This is a genomic window from Pseudoalteromonas sp. HF66 (assembly GCF_011806445.1).
Lineage (GTDB): Bacteria > Pseudomonadota > Gammaproteobacteria > Enterobacterales > Alteromonadaceae > Pseudoalteromonas > Pseudoalteromonas apostichopi.
Genome location: NZ_JAATOU010000023.1, coordinates 1 through 24,990, shown reverse-complemented (window position 1 = coordinate 24,990; position 24,990 = coordinate 1). Strand labels below are relative to the sequence as shown.

The 24,990-nt window shown below is 41.4% G+C and carries 23 protein-coding genes; 12 read left to right on the top strand and 11 right to left on the bottom strand.

Going from position 1 to position 24,990, the window contains the following annotated elements; translation table 11 throughout:
* Window positions 1-62 precede the first annotated feature (62 nt).
* Window positions 63-1,154 (top strand): MBL fold metallo-hydrolase, encoded by a 1,092-nt coding sequence (locus tag HCZ11_RS17255; RefSeq protein WP_167659054.1) that lies wholly within the window; start codon window positions 63-65, stop codon window positions 1,152-1,154.
* A 15-nt stretch (window positions 1,155-1,169) separates the two neighbouring features.
* On the opposite strand, the gene HCZ11_RS17250 is transcribed toward HCZ11_RS17255, so the two are convergent.
* Complete coding sequence (locus tag HCZ11_RS17250; RefSeq protein ID WP_130049995.1) at window positions 1,170-1,595, bottom strand: BLUF domain-containing protein; 426 nt, start codon at window positions 1,593-1,595, stop codon at window positions 1,170-1,172.
* Between the two features lie 506 nt (window positions 1,596-2,101).
* Entirely contained in the window at window positions 2,102-3,925 is a 1,824-nt protein-coding gene (typA, locus tag HCZ11_RS17245) for a translational GTPase TypA (protein ID WP_130049997.1), read from the bottom strand.
* Between the two features lie 507 nt (window positions 3,926-4,432).
* Between typA and glnA the strand changes: the two genes are divergently transcribed.
* The 5 genes from glnA to HCZ11_RS17220 all read left to right on the top strand — a co-directional run bounded on the left by glnA (window position 4,433) and on the right by HCZ11_RS17220 (window position 9,535).
* Entirely contained in the window at window positions 4,433-5,839 is a 1,407-nt protein-coding gene (gene glnA / locus HCZ11_RS17240) for a glutamate--ammonia ligase (protein ID WP_130049998.1), read from the top strand.
* Between the two features lie 133 nt (window positions 5,840-5,972).
* On the top strand, window positions 5,973-6,497 hold the full coding sequence (locus tag HCZ11_RS17235) for a DUF4124 domain-containing protein (RefSeq protein ID WP_348708369.1): 525 nt from the start codon (window positions 5,973-5,975) through the stop codon (window positions 6,495-6,497).
* Between the two features lie 79 nt (window positions 6,498-6,576).
* Window positions 6,577-7,647, top strand: a complete 1,071-nt coding sequence (gene glnL, locus HCZ11_RS17230; RefSeq protein ID WP_167659052.1) for a nitrogen regulation protein NR(II) — start codon at window positions 6,577-6,579, stop codon at window positions 7,645-7,647.
* A gap of 18 nt (window positions 7,648-7,665) precedes the next feature.
* Window positions 7,666-9,051: a nitrogen regulation protein NR(I) gene (ntrC, locus tag HCZ11_RS17225; protein ID WP_130050001.1), complete on the top strand. Its 1,386-nt coding sequence runs from the start codon at window positions 7,666-7,668 to the stop codon at window positions 9,049-9,051.
* Window positions 9,052-9,076: 25 nt separating this feature from the next.
* Window positions 9,077-9,535 (top strand): Crp/Fnr family transcriptional regulator, encoded by a 459-nt coding sequence (locus HCZ11_RS17220; RefSeq protein ID WP_130050002.1) that lies wholly within the window; start codon window positions 9,077-9,079, stop codon window positions 9,533-9,535.
* Here the strand turns inward: HCZ11_RS17220 and HCZ11_RS17215 are convergent.
* Both HCZ11_RS17215 and HCZ11_RS17210 read right to left on the bottom strand, forming a co-directional pair.
* Window positions 9,532-10,194: a hypothetical protein gene (locus tag HCZ11_RS17215; protein WP_130050003.1), complete on the bottom strand. Its 663-nt coding sequence runs from the start codon at window positions 10,192-10,194 to the stop codon at window positions 9,532-9,534. The genes HCZ11_RS17220 and HCZ11_RS17215 overlap by 4 nt on opposite strands.
* Before the next feature lie 57 nt (window positions 10,195-10,251).
* On the bottom strand, window positions 10,252-10,539 hold the full coding sequence (locus HCZ11_RS17210; protein WP_062566674.1) for a hypothetical protein: 288 nt from the start codon (window positions 10,537-10,539) through the stop codon (window positions 10,252-10,254).
* Window positions 10,540-10,774: 235 nt separating this feature from the next.
* On the opposite strand from HCZ11_RS17210, the gene HCZ11_RS17205 reads away from it, so the two are divergent.
* The 5 genes from HCZ11_RS17205 to HCZ11_RS17185 all read left to right on the top strand — a co-directional run bounded on the left by HCZ11_RS17205 (window position 10,775) and on the right by HCZ11_RS17185 (window position 16,011).
* Window positions 10,775-11,149: an RNA-binding S4 domain-containing protein gene (locus tag HCZ11_RS17205; protein WP_130052215.1), complete on the top strand. Its 375-nt coding sequence runs from the start codon at window positions 10,775-10,777 to the stop codon at window positions 11,147-11,149.
* A gap of 70 nt (window positions 11,150-11,219) precedes the next feature.
* Window positions 11,220-11,639 (top strand): hypothetical protein, encoded by a 420-nt coding sequence (locus HCZ11_RS17200; protein WP_167659051.1) that lies wholly within the window; start codon window positions 11,220-11,222, stop codon window positions 11,637-11,639.
* Window positions 11,640-11,858: 219 nt separating this feature from the next.
* The gene (gene acnA, locus HCZ11_RS17195) at window positions 11,859-14,609 is read left to right on the top strand and encodes an aconitate hydratase AcnA (RefSeq protein WP_130050006.1); all 2,751 of its coding nucleotides are present in this window, start codon (window positions 11,859-11,861) and stop codon (window positions 14,607-14,609) included.
* Between the two features lie 187 nt (window positions 14,610-14,796).
* Complete coding sequence (locus HCZ11_RS17190) at window positions 14,797-15,684, top strand: DUF4097 family beta strand repeat-containing protein (RefSeq protein WP_167659050.1); 888 nt, start codon at window positions 14,797-14,799, stop codon at window positions 15,682-15,684.
* Window positions 15,685-15,765: 81 nt separating this feature from the next.
* Complete coding sequence (locus HCZ11_RS17185; RefSeq protein ID WP_167659049.1) at window positions 15,766-16,011, top strand: hypothetical protein; 246 nt, start codon at window positions 15,766-15,768, stop codon at window positions 16,009-16,011.
* On the opposite strand, the gene HCZ11_RS17180 is transcribed toward HCZ11_RS17185, so the two are convergent.
* The 5 genes from HCZ11_RS17180 to HCZ11_RS17160 all read right to left on the bottom strand — a co-directional run bounded on the left by HCZ11_RS17180 (window position 16,008) and on the right by HCZ11_RS17160 (window position 21,727).
* The gene (locus HCZ11_RS17180; RefSeq protein ID WP_130050009.1) at window positions 16,008-16,550 is read right to left on the bottom strand and encodes a DUF4124 domain-containing protein; all 543 of its coding nucleotides are present in this window, start codon (window positions 16,548-16,550) and stop codon (window positions 16,008-16,010) included. The genes HCZ11_RS17185 and HCZ11_RS17180 overlap by 4 nt on opposite strands.
* 12 nt (window positions 16,551-16,562) lie before the next feature.
* Window positions 16,563-17,288, bottom strand: coding sequence for an ABC transporter substrate-binding protein (locus HCZ11_RS17175; protein ID WP_167659048.1), 726 nt, complete (start codon window positions 17,286-17,288; stop codon window positions 16,563-16,565).
* A 101-nt stretch (window positions 17,289-17,389) separates the two neighbouring features.
* Window positions 17,390-18,130 (bottom strand): phosphoadenylyl-sulfate reductase, encoded by a 741-nt coding sequence (locus tag HCZ11_RS17170; protein WP_130050011.1) that lies wholly within the window; start codon window positions 18,128-18,130, stop codon window positions 17,390-17,392.
* Between the two features lie 38 nt (window positions 18,131-18,168).
* Window positions 18,169-19,866, bottom strand: coding sequence for an assimilatory sulfite reductase (NADPH) hemoprotein subunit (gene cysI, locus HCZ11_RS17165; RefSeq protein ID WP_130050012.1), 1,698 nt, complete (start codon window positions 19,864-19,866; stop codon window positions 18,169-18,171).
* Between the two features lie 49 nt (window positions 19,867-19,915).
* Window positions 19,916-21,727, bottom strand: coding sequence for an assimilatory sulfite reductase (NADPH) flavoprotein subunit (locus HCZ11_RS17160; RefSeq protein ID WP_130050013.1), 1,812 nt, complete (start codon window positions 21,725-21,727; stop codon window positions 19,916-19,918).
* A gap of 347 nt (window positions 21,728-22,074) precedes the next feature.
* On the opposite strand from HCZ11_RS17160, the gene HCZ11_RS17155 reads away from it, so the two are divergent.
* Window positions 22,075-23,715: an endonuclease gene (locus HCZ11_RS17155; protein WP_130050014.1), complete on the top strand. Its 1,641-nt coding sequence runs from the start codon at window positions 22,075-22,077 to the stop codon at window positions 23,713-23,715.
* A gap of 60 nt (window positions 23,716-23,775) precedes the next feature.
* Here HCZ11_RS17155 and HCZ11_RS17150 read toward each other — a convergent pair whose 3' ends face one another.
* Window positions 23,776-24,090: a hypothetical protein gene (locus HCZ11_RS17150; protein ID WP_130050015.1), complete on the bottom strand. Its 315-nt coding sequence runs from the start codon at window positions 24,088-24,090 to the stop codon at window positions 23,776-23,778.
* A gap of 65 nt (window positions 24,091-24,155) precedes the next feature.
* Complete coding sequence (locus tag HCZ11_RS17145) at window positions 24,156-24,851, bottom strand: hypothetical protein (RefSeq protein WP_167659047.1); 696 nt, start codon at window positions 24,849-24,851, stop codon at window positions 24,156-24,158.
* Between the last annotated feature and the right edge of the window lie 139 nt (window positions 24,852-24,990).

Genomic DNA, 24,990 nt, shown 5'->3' with positions numbered 1-24,990 from the left:
AATGATTTATCTTAAATTTTATTTTGCTAAACTCACGGCAAAGAATAAAAAGTAAGCATGGTATGCATTTAAAAACTCTCTCAACACTTATTGCAGCAGCACTCTTGAGTGCATGCAGTAATTCAAACACTGTTAATGTTATTGCCGGTGAAGGCACCATCACTCCATTAAAAACCGAGGGTGAGTACGAAGGTCGCTACCACAACCTTTATCCTGGTGATAAAGAATACCCAACAACCTGCACTGACAATTGCTATGAAGCGTCAGAACTACTCCTGTGCGACGACAGCAACTCACAATGCCAATATCAAGCACAGCAAAATGTACCTGCAATCAACTCAGGCTTTAAGGTTCGTTGGTTAGGCCATGCTAGCTTTTATATTCAGTCACCCAATGGTGAACAGCTGTTGTTTGACCCTGTTAAGGATCAGTTTGATTCACCCGTAGACTTAGCCTTTAAGCTAGCAGGGGGCATCTATCGCAAACCCGGTTTTTGGCCATCAAAAGTACAACTTAATGGCTTAGATGCGGTAATGTACTCACATATTCACTATGACCATTTTAACAAAGCGGATATAGAAGAAATTGGCAATGCTCCGCGCTATTTAGTGCCATTAGGGTTTGCAGATAACTTCCCGACGGGTGGCTTTAATATTTCAGAAATGGCATGGTACGCAAGTACACAAATTAATGACTTAACGGTTAATGCGGTGCCAGCGCACCATTTTAGTAGCCGTATAATGGTGCCTTTCATTTACGACGACCACAACAAAGATCTCTGGAATGGCTGGTTACTAGAACAAAATGGTAAAACCTTATTTTTTGCTGGCGATACCGGTTACTCAAAACATTTTCAAGATATTAACCAAAAATATGGCGAGATTGATGTGTGTTTGCTGCCGATAGCTTCCTATTACCATGAAGAAAATGGCAAATGGTATCGTTATGTTCACACAACGCCAGAAGATGCATTAAACGCGGCAGAGGAACTAAGCTGTAAAGTGATGATCCCATGGGGTTATGGCAACTCAAGCTGGCAAATGGGTGATCACTCGAGTCACTCTGCGTTATTGAGATTACTACATATGCAAAAGCAGATGAACAGCCAAGTTCCTCTTTACATATTAAATGAAGGCGAGCAAGTGTCACTGTAGCGACACCTGCAAGCATTACATCGTATGTTTGAGCAATGAGTCACGTAAAGCCAGCATAAGTTTATGCGCGCTTCCTGCAGACATGGCTAATGGGTTAAATTCGCTGGTCCCTGAATATTTAAGATTAATAGGGCTTACTTGTTTAGTGTAAGGAATATAACCCATAGACCAATTTTCAAATTCCCTTTCATAAATTTCACAATAATTCAGCATGATAATATTACGATGACGCTTGTCATTAAGAATACGATGATAAGTCTCATTCACTGCTTTTCGTGACCCTTCGAGGCATTGCATAAAATGAGAACTATTAAAACAAAGTAGCCCTGTTACATTACATTTAGCATTATTCTGTTTAGCTTTCTCTAGAATATTTTCGATGTCATTAGGTCCAAATCCATCGCTAATTTCACTTGTGTAAATCAGTCTAACTAAATACATTTTACTCTCCTGCAAGGTAGATTTAGAAAAGATAGTACAAGTGGGGGGGTTAGTAAAAAGTTGCGAGTTGCTCATTAAACTAATTAGTTAGGTTAGAAATACAAAAAATAAGCAAAGCTATAGCTCTAATAGCAATGTTGGAACAATTCACTCCTAGTGAATGAGCTTAGGCTAAATTCCAGTGGCATTAACTTTGTTATGGAAGTATTTTCCTAAAATTCCTGTAGGTAGCAATAAAACATTAATCACTGTGGTACGAAATATTACGCCAACAAGAAAAGTAATATCAAGGTCAGGATTACCATCCCACTCAGGTTGGGACATTAGTTGCGACACATAGTGTAAGTCACTTGCGATCTGACGGCTGACGGCTGACGGCTGACGGCTGACGGCTGACGGCTGACGGCTGACGGCTGACGGCTGACGGCTGACGGCTAATCATACAACAAAAAACCGCCGTATTTTTCAATACGGCGGTTTTAATTTTGAAAAACTAAAAGACCTTATTAGTCTTTAGCTGCACGACTCGCACGTTTACGCTCACTTTCAGTTAAGTGACGTTTACGAATACGGATGCTCTGAGGTGTAACTTCCACTAACTCATCATCATCGATGAATTCAATCGCTTGTTCAAGCGTATAGTTAAGTGGTGGTGTTAACGTTTGTGCTTCATCTGTACCAGATGCACGAACGTTAGTAAGTTGCTTACCTTTAAGTGCGTTTACTGTTAGGTCGTTATCACGGCTGTGGATACCGATAACCATACCTTCGTAAACTTCAACACCGTGACCGATGAATAACTTACCGCGGTCTTGTAAGTTGAATAATGCGTTAGTAAGTGCTTTACCTGTTGCGTTTGCAATCATTACACCATTCTTACGCGCACCGATAGTACCGCCTTTATGTGGACCGTAGTGATCGAATGTGTGGTAAAGAAGACCAGAACCAGACGTTAATGTCATGAATTCAGTTTGGAAACCAATTAAGCCACGGCTTGGGATCATAAAGTCCATACGTACACGGCCTTTACCATCTGGAGACATGTCTGTTAGTTCACCCTTACGAAGACCAATTTGTTCCATGATAGAACCTTGGTGCTCTTCTTGACAGTCGATTGTAAGTGTTTCGTATGGCTCTTCTTTTTGACCATCAACTTCACGAAGGATTACTTGTGGACGAGAAACCGCAAGCTCGTAACCTTCACGACGCATGTTCTCGATTAAGATACCTAAGTGTAACTCACCACGACCAGAAACACGGAAGCTATCTGGATTGTCAGTTTCTTCAACACGTAGTGCTACGTTGTGTACAAGCTCAGCTTGTAAACGCTCAAGGATGTTACGTGAAGTTACGAATTTACCTTCTTTACCAGCAAATGGTGATGTGTTTACAGAGAACGTCATTGTTACTGTAGGCTCATCAACGCTTAGCGGTGGTAATGCTTCAACGGTATTTACATCACAGATAGTGTCTGAGATTTTCAGCTCACCAAGACCTGTGATAGCAATGATGTCACCCGCGCCTGCAGATTCTGCTTCATGACGCTCAAGGCCTAAGTAGCTCATTACTTGGCCAACTTTACCGTTACGCTTAGTACCGTCTGCACTAACAATTGTTACTTGTTGGTTAGGACGAACAGTACCACGCTTGATACGACCTACACCGATAACACCGATGTATGAGTTGTAGTCAAGCTGAGAAATTTGCATTTGGAAAGCACCTTCAGGATCTGCATCCGGTGGAGATACTTCGTCAACGATCATCTTGAACATTGGTTCCATGTTATCTGATGGCTCGTCTAAATCCATTGTTGCCCAGCCGTTGATCGCTGATGCATAGATTACTTTAAAGTCTAACTGTTCGTCAGTTGCACCTAGGTTATCGAATAAATCGAAAACTTGGTCCATAACCCAATCAGGACGTGCACCTGGTTTGTCGATTTTGTTGATAACAACAATCGGCGTTAAACCTTGTGCGAATGCTTTTTGCGTTACGAAACGCGTTTGCGGCATTGGACCTTCTTGAGCATCAACAAGTAGTAATACTGAGTCAGCCATCGAAAGTACGCGCTCTACTTCACCACCGAAGTCGGCGTGTCCTGGGGTGTCTACGATATTGATATGGTAGTCGTTCCAAGAAATAGCTGTGTTCTTAGCTAAAATGGTAATACCACGCTCTTTCTCAATGTCGTTTGAGTCCATTACGCGCTCTTCGTTACCGCCGCGCGTTTCTAATGTGCCTGATTGCTCAAGCAGTTTATCAACCAAAGTTGTTTTACCGTGGTCAACGTGGGCGATAATCGCTATATTTCTTAACTTTTCGATGCTCATATTTTTTCTCAGAGAAATTGAATCTCATTGATCCTGCAAGATCTACGCAGTCACCTGCGTTTTCACCAGATGTCCCAGCATAGGATTTAAAAGGGCGCATATTATCCCTTAATAATGGCATGGATGAAAGTTTATCCAATATAAATTTATAAACTTTCTTCAGGCTTTTTATAAGTATCTGTTTTATAAATGACAAATTTATGAAAATTAAAGTGAATCTGAACGCAAAACTGGCGAAAATTTAGTTTTTGAACCATATTTTGGCACTAAATCGTGTTCGTAGCAGAAAAATTGGCACGCGCAATAATTGTGCAAAAATAAGGTTGCACTTTTTATGCACCACAATGAACTTTTTATGCACCAACTTGGTGCTTGAAGAGTTAACAAAACTGAGCCGTGTTTATTTTTATAAGCCTAAACAATGTGTTAAAAACATGGCACGAAACCAGCTTACAATAGCGAAAAGCAATAATGCAGCAAAAATAAAACCCAACAATTGGAGGACACATGTCACAATCGGTTTTAGATTTTATCAAAGAAAATGACGTTAAGTTCATTGATTTACGCTTTACTGATACCAAAGGTAAAGAACAGCATGTTTCTATTCCTCATCACCAAATTGATGAAGATTTCTTCGAAGACGGCAAAATGTTTGACGGTTCTTCAATTGCTGGTTGGAAAGGTATCAATGAATCAGACATGGTACTTATGCCTGTGCCTGAGTCTGCGAAAATGGACCCGTTTTCTGAAGAAGCTACACTAATCATACGATGTGACGTAGTTGAGCCTTCAACACTTCAAGGTTACGAGCGTGACCCGCGCTCTGTTGCAAAACGCGCTGAAGAATACATGCGTTCTACAGGTATTGCTGACACTGTGTTATTCGGCCCTGAACCAGAATTCTTCCTATTTGACGATGTTAAGTATAAATCAGACATGTCTGGTTCTATGTATAAAATCGATTCTGTAGAAGCAGCTTGGAACTCAGATAAAGATTACGAAGGTGGCAACATGGGTCACCGTCCAGGTGTTAAAGGCGGTTACTTCCCGTGTTCACCTGTTGATTCATCACAAGACTGGCGTTCAGCAACTTGTTTAGTTCTTGAAGAACTTGGTCAAGTTGTAGAAGCTCACCACCATGAAGTAGCAACTGCAGGTCAAAATGAAATCGCAACGCGCTTCAATACAATGGTATTAAAAGCTGACGAAATCCAAGAGATGAAATATGTTATCCATAACATGGCTCACTTATATGGTAAAACAGCGACTTTCATGCCTAAGCCAATTGTAGGTGATAACGGTTCAGGTATGCACTGTCACCAATCTTTAGGTAAAGATGGTGTAAACATCTTCGCTGGTGACAAATACGCTGGCCTTTCTGAAGAAGCTCTTTACTACATCGGTGGTATTATCAAGCACGCTAAAGCAATCAACGCATTTGCTAACGCGTCTACTAACTCATACAAGCGCCTAGTTCCAGGCTTCGAAGCACCAGTAATGCTTGCATACTCTGCACGTAACCGTTCTGCTTCAATCCGTATTCCAGTGGTACCGTCTGCAAAAGCACGTCGTATCGAAATTCGTTTCCCTGATCCAACAGCAAACCCATACTTAGCATTCTCAGCAATGCTTATGGCGGGCCTTGACGGTATCAAAAACAAGATCCACCCTGGAGATGCAATGGACAAAGACTTGTACGATCTACCTGCTGAAGAAGCTGCTGAGATCCCACAAGTTGCATCTTCTTTATCTGAAGCACTTGCATCACTAGACGCTGACCGTGAGTTCTTAACTCAAGGTGGTGTGTTCACTGATGACCTAATCGATGCTTACATTGCTCTTAAGAGCCAAGAAGTTGAAAAGCTTAACATGACAACTCACCCAGTTGAGTTCGAAATGTACTACAGCGTTTAATATAACGCTGTATCAGAATTATCTGAAAGATAATAAATGTGTGTTCTCAAGCCCGCTTTGCGGGCTTTTTTAATGGTAATTGAGCGGGTTCTACTCTACAGTTTTATTTAAATAAAAAATGCAGGGTTGCAGGGTGAAAAGCACAACTTTATTAGTATTATTGCTGATTTTTATAAGCTTTTTTGGCTATAGCGCAGCGCAAAAAGTATATTCTTGGAAAGATAAGAACGGCGTTTTAGTATTTTCTGATACACCGCGACCTGGTGCTATCGAAGTAAAAATAAATACCCAAAATTTGACTATGCCAGCTACCGATACCAGTATACTTTATAGGGGCGCGCCAAACACCACACCTATTAAATTTAAAGTCAGTATTTCATCTCCTAAAAACGAAGCCACTGTTCGCGAAAATACCGGCTCAGTATACGTTACTGCGCGAATTAGCCCACGCTTTGAAACAGGGTTTAAAGTACAGCTTTTACTTGACGGTACGCCCCATAGTGAACCTAGTAATAGTACGACCTTTGCACTAAGAGAGGTCAACCGCGGTGAACACACATTACAAGCAAAACTTTATGATGCTAATAATAAACTCGTTTCGGTTAGCCCAATCAGCACCTTTTTCATGCATAGAGCTTCTGTAATTAGTGGAAACTAATATTTCAACTTAACGTCTCGCAACGCAAAAAGAATATGCTAAGCTGCAACAAATCGAAACGCACTAAAATGGTGCAACCATGCTCAGTGATACACACTTTAATTCTGAATTGCTCGACAGTATTTGGAAATATTTAAGTACTGCCGTTATTCTACTCGACCATGATTTTAAACTGGTTTATGCCAATGATAGCGCCAGTGAGCTTTTAGGTTTAGGCCCGAAGCGAATCATCAATCAACCTTTCGACAATTTATTTAACTACCACTCAATAGACTTAAAGCGCATAGCTCAGTATTCATTATTCGATGGTGTCGATTGCCATCAGCATAGAGCTGACGTAGTGTTCGTTGATTCTCGTCATGCAAAATTGACCATTAGTACACGACGTATAAGTCACAACGATAGTCACTATATATTGTTCGAATGCCGTCAAATGGATGATGAAATCCGTCACGATCAAGCCTCTAATCAAATGCATCAATATCAAGCTGCACGAAACTTAATTCGTGGTTTAGCACACGAAATTAAAAATCCTTTAGGTGGAATTCGCGGAGCGGCGCAATTATTGCAGTATGAGGTTGATCAGCAAGAACGAGATCAATGTGCTGAATTAATCATTGAACAAGCCGACCGTTTACGCGAGCTTGTAGACCGTTTACTTGGTCCGAATCAATTGCCACATAAATCTTATGGCAATATTCACCAAGCTTTGGAGTCAGTGATTAAACTGAGCATGTTAGACAACAATGCCAATATCACTTTAGTGAAAGACTATGATCCAAGTATACCAAGCGTGTACATCGATCAAAGTAAAATTCAACAAGTGGTACTGAACATTATTCGTAATGCACAACAGGCACTCGTTGATGGTGGTGAGATAAGAATAAAAACCCGCATCAATCATCAACACAGACGCCCTGGTAAAGCACCGAAAAAGACCTTGCTGATACAAATTTCAGATAACGGCCCAGGTATAGACAAGAGTTTACGTGAAACCTTGTTCTACCCAATGATCACCAACAAAGAAAATGGATCAGGGCTTGGTTTATCGATAGCGCAAACCTTGGTTGACCAACATGACGGCCACATTGATTGTGACAGTTGGCCAGGCCATACAGAGTTTAATATCTATTTGCCTTTTACGGATTAATGGTTTTTTGGAGTAGTCATGAAAACAGTCTGGTTAGTTGATGATGATGCCTCAATTCGCTTTGTACTAGAAAAAGCGTTGGCACGTGCAGGATTTGAAACTGAAAGCTATGCAAACGCACAAGATGTGCTTAATGCATTAAAGTTTAGCCAGCCCACGGTATTGGTATCTGATGTGCGTATGCCAGGTATGGATGGTATGGCGTTACTTGAAACCATTGCTGAACAAAACCCGGGCTTACCGGTGATCATCATGACTGCTCACTCTGACTTAGATTCGGCGGTTAATGCATTCCAAAAAGGCGCATTTGAGTACCTTGCCAAACCGTTTGACTTAGATGAAGCTGTAGCACTGGTAGAAAGTGCATGCCGAGCTAATTCCACGAAAAAAACTAAGCGAAAACAAGCACCACAAACTAATGCACATATAATAGGTGAAGCACCCGCTATGCAGGAGGTGTTTCGCGCGATTGGTAAATTATCAGCATCAAGTATGAGTGTGTTGATTAACGGTGAGTCAGGGACAGGTAAAGAGCTTGTCGCCAGTGCCCTTCATAATCACAGCCCACGCAAAGAAAACCAATTCATCGCCCTGAATATGGCTGCAATTCCTAAAGAGTTAGTAGAGTCAGAGCTATTTGGTCACGAAAAAGGCGCATTTACAGGGGCAGACAGCATCCGTAAAGGCCGCTTCGAGCAAGCAAATGGCGGCACCTTATTTTTAGATGAAATTGGTGACATGCCACTCGACGTACAAACACGTTTATTGCGCGTTTTAGCTGATGGCGAGTTTTATCGTGTTGGTGGTCATCAAAGCATTAAAGTTGATGTACGTATTATTGCTGCTACGCATCAGAATCTAGAAGATTTAGTAAAACAAGGCAAATTTCGTGACGATTTATTTCATCGTTTGAATGTTGTGCGCTTACGCTTACCTGCCCTACGCGAACGTACTGAAGATATTGAACGACTAGCACAACACTTTTTACATAAAAGTGCCAAAGAGCTACAAGTTGAAAGCAAAATATTAAGCCCGAAAGCCACAGAGCAGCTACGCTTGTTTAATTGGCCTGGTAACGTGCGACAACTAGAGAATACTTGCCGCTGGTTAACCGTAATGGCACCGGGTGAGCTTATCAGTGAACAAGATTTACCACCGGAGATTGTTGCTGTCGAGCCTACTGAGCAAGAAGGTGATTGGCTGGATGCATTTCAACAATGGCTTAACCTTGAACTTAAGCAAGGCAAAACAAATATTTGGCCAGCCATTCAAGCTCAACTTGAAACTCGCTTGATTAAAACAGCTCTTGCCAACTGTGCTGGCCACAAGCAAGAAGCCGCAGTAAAGATTGGCTGGGGTCGCAATACATTGACCCGCAAGCTAAAAGAGCGCAATATTAGCTAATTTTAAGCTATACCGATGTGAGTCAATGAATTTAATCGAGCACATTCCACTCATTAAACAAATGGAAATTATTAACAGATTGCCGTTTTTTAGGGAGTTTACTCTCAGTGAGCGACAAGTGTTATTAGAGTCCTTCAGTCATTTATATTTGGTCAAACAGGGCCGCGCAGTTTTCAAACAATATGATACTGATAAACGACTTTATATTGTGCTAAGTGGCTCACTCATGGTGTTCAAACAAAGTCATTTACTTGAACTTGGCACAATCGAGCCCGGTGAGTTTATCGGTGAAGGCGCATTTATTAATAACCGAGAGCACAGCACCAGTGCACGCGCTAGAGTCGATACCATTTTGTTAGCTATCACCCCTGAAGCACTCATCCGCTTACCCAATGTGATCCGCGAGAAAATTAAAGATCGCATAATCGAAGGCATGAGTGAGCGTATTACTAAACTCAGTAATTACCTCGAATCAGGTAGTTAGTCCATATACACCACTTGCAATGAGCAATTCAACCAACTGGGCTTATTAACGCGAGCCGTATAACGATAAGTATCAGATGGTTTTAGACCAAAAGGGGTACTCACTTTTGGCGTTAAATGACTGTATGTTTGCGAGTAATTTTTATAATAAATGACTAAGTAGCCATATAAATAATCCCAATCTAGTGAGACTTTTCTACCGCTTGCAAGGGTAAAGTGTGCCTGCTTGTCATTAAATGTAACAGCAAGATCATTGTACTTGTCTTCAACACATCCAGTGGTGAGTACACGAGTCGGCATAGTAAAACTAGTTGCAGTATTTTTAGCTCTTAAGTAAAAGCCAATATTTCCATGATTGTAAAAGTGATTGGCATCTGTGGTGTACTTAATTTCAGCTTGATAACCCAGCCCCTGCATAATTTCTGCAAGTTGCTCGGTTTCATGAGTCAGAATTTTATCGCTCGATAACATTAAGGTCGCATCAGCAAAGTCTCTTGGAATAGGTAGCTTTGTGTATTCATAAGGTAAGCTTTGCTTATTTAAAGCTTGCTCTAATGTGTGCAGCTGTTGTTCATCAAGTTTTTCAGTGTATACGTACACTGTTGGTTGCTGACAACCTGCCAAAATTAAAAATAGGGCTGCTGAAATTATCCTTTTCATTTTCTTTCTCACTTTGGATTACAACTGTAGTCTAAAGTGAGAAAAACAATAAATCAATTAATTAAGATGTTTTTTCAGCCAACTATTAACACTTTGACGGGTATATAGAATATCTTTAAATAAACGGTGGGTTTGATGCTGGAGCAGTTTTTCTTTATTTGTTTCCCCTGAACTCAGCTGGCTATGATTATCATTAAATCGCGAAATTAACGCAAAACCTTGTTCTGATTTTTCAGGCTGAGACTTAATTGTTTGTGTTAACAAAGCTCGCACATCATCTGCTGCAAGCAATGACGAATCTTGCAAACCCATTAACTCTTTTCTTAGCGCTGATCTTACGCCCATTACAACTTCTCCTGAACGAATAAAAAATGAAACGGACATGCATTTAGCAATTTGTACACCAATTCCAAACGCGCGCAGTGTACCCAGTAAATACTGCAGTTTTTTTACTGTTTGTAAAAGTTTAAGATTATTTATTACTGTAAATTTTAACCGCTTGAAGAGCTTAAAAATTTAATCTTGGTTCAATTGAGTGCTAGGCTTTATAATGGCTGCGATTGAATTAAGAGAGACCAACATGAACGAAGATTTCATCGAAATTGAACTAGAAGAAGAGCCAATAGAACTATGCAACTTGCTAAAAGTGCTCGACCTAGTCGAAACAGGTGGCCAAGCAAAAGCCTTAATTGGTGAAGGTTATGTTGGGGTTAACTATGAAATTTGTACAATAAAGCGGAAAAAATTATACAGTGGTGACGTGCTGGCTTTTGATGGTGAGTTGTTCCAACTTACATTAAGTGAAGATGCTACACCGAACCCTCGCCCACCGGAATCTGTTCAAAAAGCACAACCACAAAACAGTGAAGAAGCGCCAAAAAAATCAAAGCGTAAACGTACTAAAAAGCCAAAAGTGGACGAAAAAACCGGCCGCCGCCCTATCTCTTTTGGTTAACTAAATCTTGCTTAGTTAGCATAAATCACCTTTAATTGGATGCGATAATAACAACAATAAAAGGTGATTTATGGCTCCTCCGTCTTGGCTCAAGCCACTTGCTTGGGCAGCATTTGTTTGGAATCTTTTAGGCGTCATTGCATTTGTAATGCAGCTGTTGATAACACCCGAAATGATTAGCCAACTCCCTGAAGCACAACAAGCCGCATACCGCAACATCCCGCTCTGGTCAACGGCTGCCTTTGCAATAGCCGTGTTTGCAGCAAGCTTTGCGAGCATTTTATTACTCGCCAAAAAAGCCATTGCCAGAGAGTTATTTTTAATCTCGTTTATCGCTGTATTAGTCCAGCAATATTATAATTTTGTGGTGATAGATAGCCTTGCCATGTTTGGTACTAGCGCATTAGCAATGCCATTCTGCGTGATCGTTATTGGTTTACTATTACTGTTTATTAGCCATAAAGGTAAACAACAAAACTGGCTCAACTAAAAGCACTTATTTCTGAGGGTAGTTTAAAATAACTACCCATTTATCTGTCCCTATCCCTTGAAATAAATCACATCGGCATCAACTATATTAGATAGCATATTTTTTCATCAGCTAGATGAATTTCTCAGCTGGTATTAAGTTTGCAATAACGCTGTGTCAATTTCGAAAAGGAAACAACAAGGCAAGCCAAACTGCTTGCTCAAACCACAGGGGCAAATAATGAATAACAGTTTTGATACCCAAAAGCAGCTTACGATTAATGGTGAGCAATATCATATTCACTCTTTACAAGGGTTAGGCGACAAAGCAAAACGTCTGCCATTCTCATTAAAAATCTTACTTGAAAACCTATTGCGCAATGAAGACGGCGTAAATATTAAAAAGCAAGACATCGATGCCTTATTAAACTGGGACCCACAAGCCAAACCGTCAGCAGAAGTGGCGTTTACGCCTGCTCGTGTTGTAATGCAAGACTTTACAGGTGTTCCAGCCATTGTTGATTTAGCTGCGATGCGTGATGCCATGGAAAAACTTGGTGGCGACCCTGCGAAAATTAACCCGCTATCGCCTGCCGAGCTGGTAATAGACCACTCAGTGCAAGTTGATGGCTATGGTGAAGATGGCTCATTCGACTTAAATGCGAAACTTGAATATGAGCGTAACAAAGAGCGTTACGAATTTTTACGCTGGGGACAAACCGCCTTCGATAATTTGAAAGTCGTGCCACCAGCTACCGGCATCGTACACCAAGTTAATTTAGAATATTTAGCCCGTGTGGTGTTTAACGATAGTAAAAATGGTAAATCACTCGCCTACCCAGATACCCTAGTCGGAACCGATTCGCACACCACCATGATCAATGGTCTTGGGGTGCTAGGTTGGGGTGTCGGTGGTATTGAGGCTGAAGCCGCAATGCTTGGTCAACCAATCAGCTTACTCATTCCACAGGTCGTCGGCTTTAAGCTCAATGGTCGCCTGCCAGAAGGTACGACCGCAACAGATCTTGTGCTAACCGTGACAGAAATGCTGCGCAAGCATGGTGTCGTGGGTAAATTTGTTGAGTTTTATGGTGATGGTCTTGCTGATTTACCACTTGCAGACCGTGCAACTATCGCAAACATGGCGCCGGAGTATGGAGCAACCTGCGGTATTTTCCCAATCGATGATGAAACCATTAACTACCTGCGTTTAACAAACCGCGATGACAAACAACTTAAACTCATCGAAGACTATGCGAAGCATCAAGGCTTGTGGCGTAATCCTGGCGATGAAGCTCATTATACCGACACACTTGAGCTATCGCTTGATGATGTAGTGCCGAGCCTTGCCGGCCCAAAACGCCCGCAAGATAGAATCGCCCTAGACAAAGCTGGTGATATCATTGGTGAGCACTTAAAAGGCTTCCAAGATGAGCGCATGCAACACCGTGATAAAAGCGATGTTCAAGAGGCTCGCATTGAAGATGAAGGCCCAGCAACCAATCCTGATGAGCCAGTGAACGAAGCGCAATATATGGGTGCAGCTAAAGTTAACTTTAAAGGCGAAGAGTTTGAGCTTAAAGATGGTGCTTGTGTGATTGCAGCAATTACGAGCTGTACAAACACCTCAAACCCAAGTGTTATTTTAGCTGCAGGTTTAGTTGCTAAAAAAGCCAAGCAATTAGGCTTAAAGGTTAAGCCATGGGTAAAAACCTCACTTGCTCCAGGCTCACAAGTCGTGACTGATTACTTGAAAAAAGCCGACTTAATGGATGATTTAGATGCTTTAGGCTTTAATCTTGTTGGTTATGGTTGTACAACCTGTATCGGTAACTCTGGACCTTTAGCTGATGAAATCACTGATGCAATTCAAAAACATAAACTAGTAGTCAGCTCTATTTTATCGGGTAATCGTAACTTTGAAGGCCGTATTCACCAAGATGTGAAAATGAACTTCTTAGCGTCACCACCACTTGTGGTTGCATACGCTATAGCTGGTCGTACAGATATAGACGTTTATAACGAGCCCCTTGCACAAGATCCTAATGGTAATGACATTTACCTAAAAAATATCTGGCCAAGTGTCAGTGAAGTTAGCGAGCTAGTCCGTGAAACAGTGACCAAAGAAATGTTCGCATCAAGCTATAGCAATGTGTATCAAGGCGATGATCGTTGGCAAAAAATTCAAATTCCTGATGGCAAACTTTATGATTGGGATGATGCGTCAACCTATATTAAAAGAGCGCCATTCTTTGATGGCATGGAGATTGAGCCTCCAGGGATCCCAAGCATAAGTGGTGCACGCTGTTTAGCTAAACTAGGTGACTCAGTAACCACTGACCATATTTCACCAGCGGGTGCGATTAAAGCAGATGCCCCAGCAGGTCTTTACTTGCAAGAGCATGGCGTACAAAAAGCACAATTTAACTCATATGGTTCGCGCCGTGGTAATCACGAAGTAATGATGCGCGGCACCTTTGCCAATGTGCGTTTACGTAATCTATTAGCACCGGGTACTGAAGGCGGTGTTACCCGTATACAACCAAACGATGAGCTCGCTAGTATTTATGATGCAGCCATGCAATATCAACAAGATGGCACGCCACTCATTATTTTAGCAGGCGCGGAATATGGCACAGGTTCATCACGAGATTGGGCAGCTAAAGGTTCACTATTACTTGGTGTTAAAGCCGTTATTGCACAAAGTTATGAGCGTATTCACCGTTCTAACCTCATTGGTATGGGTGTATTACCACTGCAATTTAAAGAAGGTGAAAGCTATGAATCACTGGGCCTAACAGGTCAAGAGTCATTCGATTTTGAAGGTTTATACGACAAAACCAATGAAGTAAGCGTAATTGCCACTAACAGTGAAGGCAAACAAATTAGCTTTAGTGTTGATGTGCGTATAGACACCCCTAAAGAATGGGATTACTACAAGCACGGCGGTATTTTACAGTATGTACTGCGTAATATGCTGGCTGAGCAGTAATTGATTTAAGTTAACTAAGGGGCTGAATTTTCAGCCCCTTTTTTTGTTTAAAACACCAATTAATTGCAGTTTAGACCAACACAATTATTTACAAAAAATGAAAAGCACATAAAAATCAGCATGTTAAAATTGGACCATAGTTTGCAAATACTAACCAGATAAAAATCACAATAATTTTGGAATCCATATGACTATTGCCTCATTCAAACGCGCAATTTGCGCGACTGCCATCTCATCAAGTTTATTATTAACTGGCTGTGTTATTCATGTCTCTCCGGGTCAAATCGCAGAACAAAAACAACAAGACTTAAGCGTTTCGGCTGCAGATATAAGCGAATTAAAAATTGATGCCGAAGCAGGTTCTCTGATCATCAAAGGCGACCATAACGCCACAGCTATCACTGTGAATGCCAATATCTATGCGGCTAAAGGCGATGAAACCTATACACTAACCCTCGAAAAGCACGGCGACACCGCAGAGCTTATCAGCAAGCTCAATAATGGTAGCTTGTCGTTTTACAGTGGTTCATCACCTCATATTGATTTAATTGTCTCTGTACCTAGCAACCTTAAACTGGATATCGATGATGACTCAGGTGACATCGTTATACGTGCAATGCAAAACAATATCAGCATTGATGATGACTCAGGATCAATTTTGATCGAAGGTGGTCACAATATTAATATTGATGATGACTCGGGCGATATTCGCATTAGCAATGTAAGCGGAAATATCAACATTGAAGATGACTCTGGTTCAATTATGATAGACCAAGGCCAAGGACGTATTGATATTGAAGATGACTCAGGAGATATCCGCATCGAGAACAGCCAAGGTCCAGCACGTATTATTGATGAATCAGGTAGTATCAGCGTTAAAACACTGGCGGGTGCACTTACTATCGAAGACGGCTCTGGTGATATAGATGTAAGACAAATCAAAGGACTTGTTATTATTACCGATGGCTCTGGCAGTATTTATGTTGATGACACACTAGGCCTGACAATTATCGAAGCAGGTTCAGGTGATTTAAGTATCGATAACATCAACGGTCCTGTAAAACTGGATAGATAATCAACAATTGCTTGATTTAGAACAATCTATTAAATAACCACAGCACCTACACTTTAATTAAGGCTAAAGTGAGGTGCTTGTATGACTGAACGAACCATCATTCGAATCTTAAAAACCTTCATCATTTTAGGTTTATGCTTAATCGTTTTGGGGCATTCTTTATTAGCCGGCAATTACTTAGGTGATAGCATGGGTGTGCATGGCATAATGATCAGCGCAGCGTGTATTGCTGTTGGTGTGCTATTCTCACTGCCAACAAAAATTTATCTCACTATTTTACTGATGAAAATGGAAAGTGACCTCACCGCACAGAACAAGCAAAGTTAATTGCCACCTTGCTCTTTTAGCTGCTTTTCAAGCTGCTTAGTACGCTGCTCCATGAGCTGTTTTACCTGCTCGGCTTCTTGCATCATCTTTTGTACATTTTTAGGGTCGTATACTCCAAGTGCTGAAGATTTTTCGTCAGCTTTAACTACTGCTGGTTGCTTTTCATCAGCCTGAAAAGTCTCTGCAGGTAGCACCGTTATCTCGTTCGGATCTAAACTTACTGCGGTACTAGCGTAATTTGGGTGAGGTGTATCAGCATAGTGCCACTGACCCTGTTCATCTTGCCATTTATAAACTAAAACAGGTGCATTTACATCTTTGTTAAAGTTCAATTTCTCAGTTAGTTTTTTAGCTTGAATGCTTAAGGTATCGGCACCCTGCGAAGCAAAATCACTCACATCATCGCTGACTTTTTCTGAGTAACGCTCAAACATACTAAGCTCTAGGTAAGGCCTACCGTCTGGCTTTTTAATGTAAAATAGCAGCGCCACACTGGTCAGTAACATCATAACGGCAAGATAACAAAAACGCTTAATCATTCCATTTACCTATTATTGGTAGTTACTCTCAATCTTAGCAAATTCACCAGTTGATTTAAGATTTTTAATAAACTTACTGAATTGCTCACTCATTCGTTTTCCTTTTTCATTATAAGCAAACTGTAGTTGCATCGGCGCTTTGCCAACACTGTAATCACTCACAGTGAATTTGTTAAAAATTTTATTCTTCGATTTATACCACTGTAGAGTATTTTTTGCGATGACGGCAACGCGTTGGTTTTGTTCCATATCAACCAAAGCGTTAAGCATTTCAATCTCAGAATAAAAGTCCTCGCGATGTAGCTCTCCTGAAGCAAACATAGATTCAAACTGCGGGTAGGTATAACCAAACCGAGCCATTAAAACATAGCCATTGAGCTTATCAAGTTTAGGAATATGGCAACCAGTTGGCATTACAAGAATATCCTCAACAACGGAAATACTATCACTCCAATAATATTGGTTGTTTCCTCGATACCATTGTTCAGACTCTAAACGAGCGTCGACTTTGCCTTCATCAAGTAAGTGCTGCGAGCGCACCTCTGGTACAAGGATATATTGAATATTATGATTGTATTTTTCAGCAAAACGAATTAATAGCTCATCAACAAGTCCCTTCTGGCCACTATCGGCGAAGTGATAAGGGGGATAATCTGTGTCATACAGCGCAACTTTGAGCATTTCAGCCCGAGTCAATGGCGCAATAATTAACAGTAATAAAGCAACAACACGAGTCATAGATTTCTCTCACAAAATTACGCCTGAGAATTGTATATAAATAATACAAAAAAAGCGCAACCTAGGTCGCGCTTTACGAAAATTCTGATAGGAATTTAGGATTAGATACCATCACCATCAATATGTAAGCCACATTCACGGTTTAAACCGAAGAAACGAGTCTCTTCTTCCGTCATTCCAGGCTCAAGTTTACGGGTCGTGTGTACATCCCCCATCGACACATAGCCTTGTTCCCAAAGTGGGTGATACGGCAAATCGTGCTTAGTTAGGTACTGATAAATATCTCGATTGTTCCACTCAATAAGTGGATACACTTTCACTGTACCTCGGCTAATTTCAACAATCTGCTTATCAGCACGACTTGATGATTGGTCACGGCGTAAACCGCTAAACCACGTACCGGCTTCCAGTTCGTTTAATGCGCGGCTCATTGGCTCAACTTTATTAAGTTGATTGTACTGTTTGATGCCAGCTTCACCTTGCTCCCAAAGTTTACCAAACTTCGCTTCTTGCCACGCAGGACTAAGCTCAGCTTTATAAACTTTAAGATTAAGCGCAAGTCGCTCTGTCATTTGCTCGATGAACTGGTAGGTTTCAGGAAACAAATAACCAGTGTCAGTCAGTACCACTGGAATATCTGGCTGCTGTGATGTCACTAAGTGCAACATCACAGCCGCTTGAATACCAAAACTAGACGACAAAAAGTGCGTGCTTGGTAAGTTTTCAAGTGCCCACGCAACACGCTCCTCAGCGCTTTTATCAGCCAGAAGACCATTAATATCAGCCAGCATGGCTGTTTGGTCTTCTTTGCTCATCGTTAAGATGTCTTTAAATTCACTCATGGTTAATTCCAAACCTTAAAGCGGTGTCGCTTATAAAATTATGCGTGAAAATCGGTTACTGAAACTTTGACTTCAGCAACAATGCCTTTGCGAATTACAAAATCACCAAAACACTCACCGTCATTACGCTCACTTGCCCATTGGCCGATTAGCTTATCGAATGCGTCTAGGTATACCTCTTCGCCAACATTTTCTAAATACAATTTAGGAATACGCGTACCTTCACGGTTACCACCTAAGTACACGTTGTATTTACCCGGACCTTTACCAACAAGACCCGCTTCAGCCAACATTGCTCGGCCACAGCCATTCGGGCAGCCAACAACACGCATAATGATATTGTCATCACTAATTCCGTGCTTAGCTAATAGCGCTTCAGTCTTCTCAATTAAGCTTGGTAAATAACGCTCAGCTTCTGCCATCGCTAATGGACAAGTTGGTAATGCCACACACGCCATTGAATTTTTACGCTGCTCTGTATGACTGTCATCAATTAAGCCATGGTTGCGCGCAATCTCTTCGATCACGGCTTTTTGATCCGCAGGAACACCTGCGATGATCAAGTTTTGGTTTGCCGTCATACGGAAATCACCTTGGTGAATTTCTGCAATTTTACGGCAGCCTGTTTTAAGAGGTTGATTTGGGTAATCTAAAATACGTCCACTTTGGATAAACAGCGTTAAGTGGTGCTTACCATCAATACCTTCAACCCAACCGATACGGTCACCACGGTGAGTAAACTCATACGGGCGGCTCTGCTCGAACTGAACACCGGCACGTTTTTCAACTTCTGCTTTAAATACATCAGAACCTACACGGTCTAGTGTGTACTTAGTTTTCGCATTTTTACGATTTGAGCGGTTACCCCAATCACGCTGTACAGACACAACATGCTCAGCAATTTTTAGGGTGTGCTCAAGTGGAATAAAGCCAAAGTCATCCGCTTTACGAGGATACGTTGCTGTATCACCGTGAGTCATCGCAAGACCACCACCGACTAACACGTTAAAACCAACTAACTTGCCGTTTTCTGCAATCGCCACGAAGTTTAAGTCGTTAGCATGAACATCCACTTCATTGTTCGGTGGAATTGTTACTGTGGTTTTAAACTTACGCGGTAAGTAAGTTGAACCTAAAATTGGCTCTTCAGTGGTTTCACTCTTTTCACCATCTAACCAAATTTCAGCGTACGCTTTGGTTTTTGGTAATAGGTGTTCAGAGATCTTAGCAGCCCATTCGTAAGCTTCTTGGTGAAGCTCAGATTCAACTGGGTTCGTCGTACATAATACGTTTCGGTTTACATCGCCAGCAGTTGCAATTGAGTCAATGCCCACGCTATTAAGCATTTGGTGCATGCCTTTAATGTTTGGCTTAAGCACACCATGGAACTGGAACGTTTGACGCGTCGTTAAACGAATACTGCCATAGCTGGTTTTCTCTTCAGCAAACTTATCAATCGCTAACCATTGCTCTGGTTTGATGATGCCGCCTGGCATACGAGCACGTAACATAACGTTATGTAACGGCTCTAATTTTTGTTTAGCTCGCTCAGGACGAATATCACGGTCATCTTGCTGGTACATGCCGTGGAAACGGATCAGTTGGAAGTTATCAGCAGTGAAACCACCGGTGATCTCGTCTTTTAAATCTTGTTCAATTGTGCCACGTAAAAAGTTACTTTCTCTTTTCAAACGCTCGTTATCAGAAAGCTTTACGTTTTTGTCTTGTTCGCTCATGGTATTTCCTAAATTTGTTACAGTGACGGCTGTTAGCTTTTAAACGTGATTAGTACACGTCTTTCTGATAGCGATTTGCGCTACGTAAATCTTTTAAATATTGCTCTGCTTGTTCGTCATCTTTACCGCTATTTTCTTTAATGATATCAACAAGCGCCTGATGAACATCTTTCGCCATACGGTTTGCATCACCACAGATATAGAAATGAGCACCCGCTTCTAGCCAAGCAAATATTTCTTGGCTGTTTTTGCGAAGTTTATCTTGAACATATACCTTCTCGGCTTGATCGCGACTAAACGCCACATCCACTTTAGTGAGCAAGCCTGATTTCAAGTAACCTTGAATTTCAACTTGGTATAAGAAGTCTTGAGTAAAATGTGGGTTACCAAAGAATAACCAGTTTTTACCGCTTGCTTCGCGGGCATCACGCTCTTGTAAAAACGCACGGAATGGTGCAATACCAGTTCCCGGGCCTACCATGATAATTGGCGTTTCATCATTAGCCGGTAGACGGAAATTATCGTTATGCTCGCTAAATACTTTTACTTTACAGCCTTCTTCAGCACGACGTGCTAAATAGCCAGAACAACCACCTAAGTGTTCGCTACCGAATGCATCAAACTCAACCAGCCCCACAGTTAAGTGAACTTCTTCTTCAACTTCGGCTTGGCTAGATGCAATCGAATATAAACGTGCTTGTAGTTTACGTAAGCAATCTACTAAAGTTTGCGCTTCAAGCTGAGCTGGGTTTTGACGAATAATATCGAAGATTTGGCGAGGTTCGATGTACTCACGCATTGCTGCTTTATCTTCAACTAACTTTAATAATTCAGGGTTGCCAGTTGCTGTTGCGTATTTTTCAACAAAACCTGGGTATGACTGGGTTAATTCTAATTTTTCGATTAATGCATCACGAATACTCAGCTCTTCGTCGCCTAATTTAATCGTGCTAGATGCATCGATTTGTGTAAGCGAAAGTACTTCATCTACAAGTGCTTCGTCATTTAAGAAGTAAACACCTAGCGAATCACCCGGTGTATAGGTGATGTCTGAACCTTCTAAAGAAATTTCAACATGACGAACATCTTTGCTTGAGTCACGACCCGTAATTTTTTGTACAACACTTAGTTCTGCAGCAAATGGATTTTGCTTAGTGTACTGACTTGCTGCTGGTGCAGCTGCCCCAAATGGCATAGCTACAACTTGACCACCACTCGTTTGCTGCGCTTTAAGATCTGGCTCGAACGCATCGAGAGCACCATCAATCCACTTCGCAGCTTCATCATCGTAATCAACGTCTAAGTCAGCACGCTGGAAAATAGTTTCTGCGCCAAGCTTGTTAAAACGCTCTTCGAAATCTTTTGCTGTTTGGCAGAAGAACTCGTAGCTTGAATCACCTAAGCCAATCACAGCCACTTTAACACCATCTAGTTTTGGTGCTTTTTTAGTAGTTAAGAATTCATGTAGGCTTTCAGCATCTTCTGGTGGCTCGCCCTCACCATAGGTTGAAACAACAACAGTAATGAACTTTTCTTTTTTCAGGGCAGTTGGTTTGTAATCAGCCATGTTTACTAGCTTAACAGTTAGACCGCGCGACTCTGCTTGCTCTTTTAACTTAGTCGCAACGCCTTTTGCGTTACCCGTTTGAGAGCCGTATAAAATAGTTAACGGTGCAGCATCACTAGCAGCTGGAGCGGCAGCAACACCACCCGTTATTGCACCTGCGTTGGCATTAGCAGCTAAGTAACCACTTACCCACGCTTGCTGAATTGGATTAAGTTCAGCCACTAAGCCTTGCAGCTTTTGTACTTGCTCTTGCGATAGCGGGCTCGCCGCTGCATTTAGTTGACTTAACAACATGAATTTATTCCTCGTAACCCTGAAAAGTTAACTGCGAAATGAACTTGCTACTGTCATTTCGCGAACAATTTTTTCGACTTTAAAGACCAAATAGAAATGCTTTAAAGGTTTATCTGAGCGTGAAGAATAACGAGGTCTGATGCGATTAAAAAAGAATAGAATCTGCTTTTATATTCCATTTAGTTATTAATTTAGCATTTATCCAAAAAAAACATGTTAAAAGCAAAAACTCCTAAATAAGAAACTTTTATTAATTAACATTATTGCAACATAAGCCAATTAGCCTATACTCGCTGTGTTCATTTTGAGAACAGCAAAAACTATTAAAATATAAAAAGGAAACTACAATGTCACACGGGACATGTAATAAATATATGCTAGCCAGTGGCTTACTGTGTCTAGCGAGTTCAGCATTTGCAAATGTTAATAATGCCGACTTCGAAACTTGGTCAGCAAATAGCCCTGCAAGCTGGAGCATCATAGATAGCGGTATTAGTCTTAGCGCTAATAGTAATGTGGTTTACTCAGGTAATTACTCAGCGCAAGTCGTGGTAAATACTGGCACGCAAAGTAATACCGATTTACAACAATTAGTTGATGTTGTGGCGGGCGAAAGTTATGAGTTTTCTGCTTGGGTTTACCATACAGAAGGCGGCGTAAAAGCACGCTTAGTGGTTGATGGCTATCAAGGCTATTCTAATTCAGCATTAACTAATCAGTGGCAACAAGTCAGTTACCAGTATACAGCCTCTGCAACAACGTCTATTAATGTTGGCTTACGCTTTTACGACGTCGCAGGTTTTGATGGCAGCGAAGTAGTTTATGTAGATAACTTGGCACCAAGCACAGGCTCAACCCCACCTCCTATGGGCAGCTGCGCAGATAACCAAGTATCTTTGACCCTCACTACCGATAACTATGGGGAAGAAACCAGCTGGCAAATCACTAATAGCCAAGGTAGTGCAGTGGCAGCAGGCGGCAGCTATGCAGCAAATACTCAGTACAGTGAGCAAGCATGTTTAACTGATGGTGACTATACCTTTACTATTTTTGATAGTTATGGTGATGGCATATGTTGCTCTTACGGTAACGGTAGCTATAGCCTTTCGTCAGGTCAAACAGTACTTGCTAGTGGTGCAAGCTTCCAAAGCTCAGAAGCTACGCCGTTTAGTTTAGGTGATAGCTCAGGCGGCGGTGACGGTGGTGGTACGACACCAACTGAGCCAACTGGATACTATGTTACAACGCAAGGCCTTAGTGGTTATGCACTGAAAACAGAGTTATACAACATCATTAAAGGTCACAACTCGCAGGGCTATTCAGCAATTTGGAGTTTTTACGATGTTGCTTCACGCGATAAGTATTTTGAAAATGACAACTCAATTTTAGACCGTTATTCAGAAAACCCGGCAGGCCAAGACAGCTACAACTATGTTGCTGTGAGCGATCAATGTGGTACATACAACAGCGAAGCAGATTGCTATAACCGTGAGCATTCTTTCCCGAAAAGTTGGTTTGGTGGAACAGTTGAACCAATGAATTCAGACGTACATCACATTTTTGCCACTGATGGTTATGTCAACTCAAAACGTAGTAACTACCCATTTGGTGAAGTAGCTAGTGCAAGCTATACCTCTAGTAACGGCAGCAAATTAGGCAGCGCTGCTAGCTCATTAAATTACTCAGGAACAGTTTTTGAACCTATTGATGAATTTAAAGGTGACTTTGCAAGAGCGTATTTCTATATGGCAACACGCTATGAAAACGTGATTGGCTCATGGCAAAACAACACAACCTACAGTAACGCTGTACTGAATGGTTCATCAAATCAGGTATTTGAGAGCTGGGTCGTTGCTATGTTATTAAAATGGCATAATGAGGATCCTGTTAGCCAATTAGAGCTTGACCGTAACCAAGCTGCTTATGAACATCAAGGTAACCGCAACCCATTTGTGGATCACCCAGAATTTGTAGAAATGATTTGGTAACTTCGTTAAGCCAAGGCGCTTAGTTTCGGCTAAGTGCCTTTTTAAACGACAAAACATGACCTAACCCTCGAATACGTTTAACTGCTCGACGAGACGAATGTCATGTAACAAATGGTTATGCCTTACCGACAAAGTGTTTTCTGGTGTTGGCTGTATTTTGTAACCGAGGTGCTGTAAAACCAGTGTAAATAGCGCTTTCTGCTGGTAACCCATAGGTTGCCCATTTAATTGAAACTCTTCGATTACATTCTGCGCATAACTAGAATTATTTTGTAATGACTGCCAAATGTGCTTTTGCACTTGATAAACCTGTATCACTGACGTGTGATAGCAATTGATCTGTAGGCTTAATAAATAGTTTTCTAGTGAGCTCATAGGGATATCCATAACAAAAAATCACTTTAAAAGCTCAAGTTAAGTTGAGGTAAAGTGTTTTGTTATTATTTTTTACCCCATTTATTCATAATTTGTTTAAATAGTTTTGCTTCTTTATCTTCACAGGGTCTTGGGGAGCCGCTTGGCACTCCAGATTTACCAAACACCGAATTAAGGTCAATGTCATAGCACTGACCATTAAGCATCTCGGTACGCTTGCTACCATCGCCACTTTGCCAAACAACGGTTGCTTTATCAGAGACGGTTAATTGCGCAGGCACTGTAACCCTGCCTACAGACGAATTATTATGTGCGGCTTCAACCTGTCCAAATGCAGAGGCACTAGTAGCGCTATTTTCAAAATTAAGCTGTGGAATTGGCGCATAAGGGTTGAGCTTTTTAAAGGGTATCGCAGCTGCTTTTGAGTTTTCAGTGCTCACTTGTCTCTGCTCACTAACCAAGCTTTCAAGTGCTTTAGCATCTTTTATCTGTTCAGAGCCATTCTTCGGTATACCTTCTTTTTGTGGCACAGGCTTAGCCTCATCTGGCATTATTTGTGGCTGTTCTGGTGAAGGTTTTTCTTGGGTTTTCTTCACACTCGGTAACGCAGTTAAATCAACACTCACATAAGCGTTGATTACTTTTGGTCGCTCGACAACTGAAGGCAGCTTCACAAATTTGCCATGTTGAATAAATAGCAGCAATAACAAAACATGCAGCGTAATTGAAATGATCCATGCTTTATAATTCCTTTTTAACACCCAAGCGCTCCGTTTTTGTTTATAAGAGTGACAAATGAACGAATAAGTTCATCGGAAATTAAGCGGTAAGCGGTAAGCGGTAAGCGGTAAGCGGTAAGCGGTAAGCGGTAAGCGGTAAGCGGTAAGCGGTAAGCGGTAA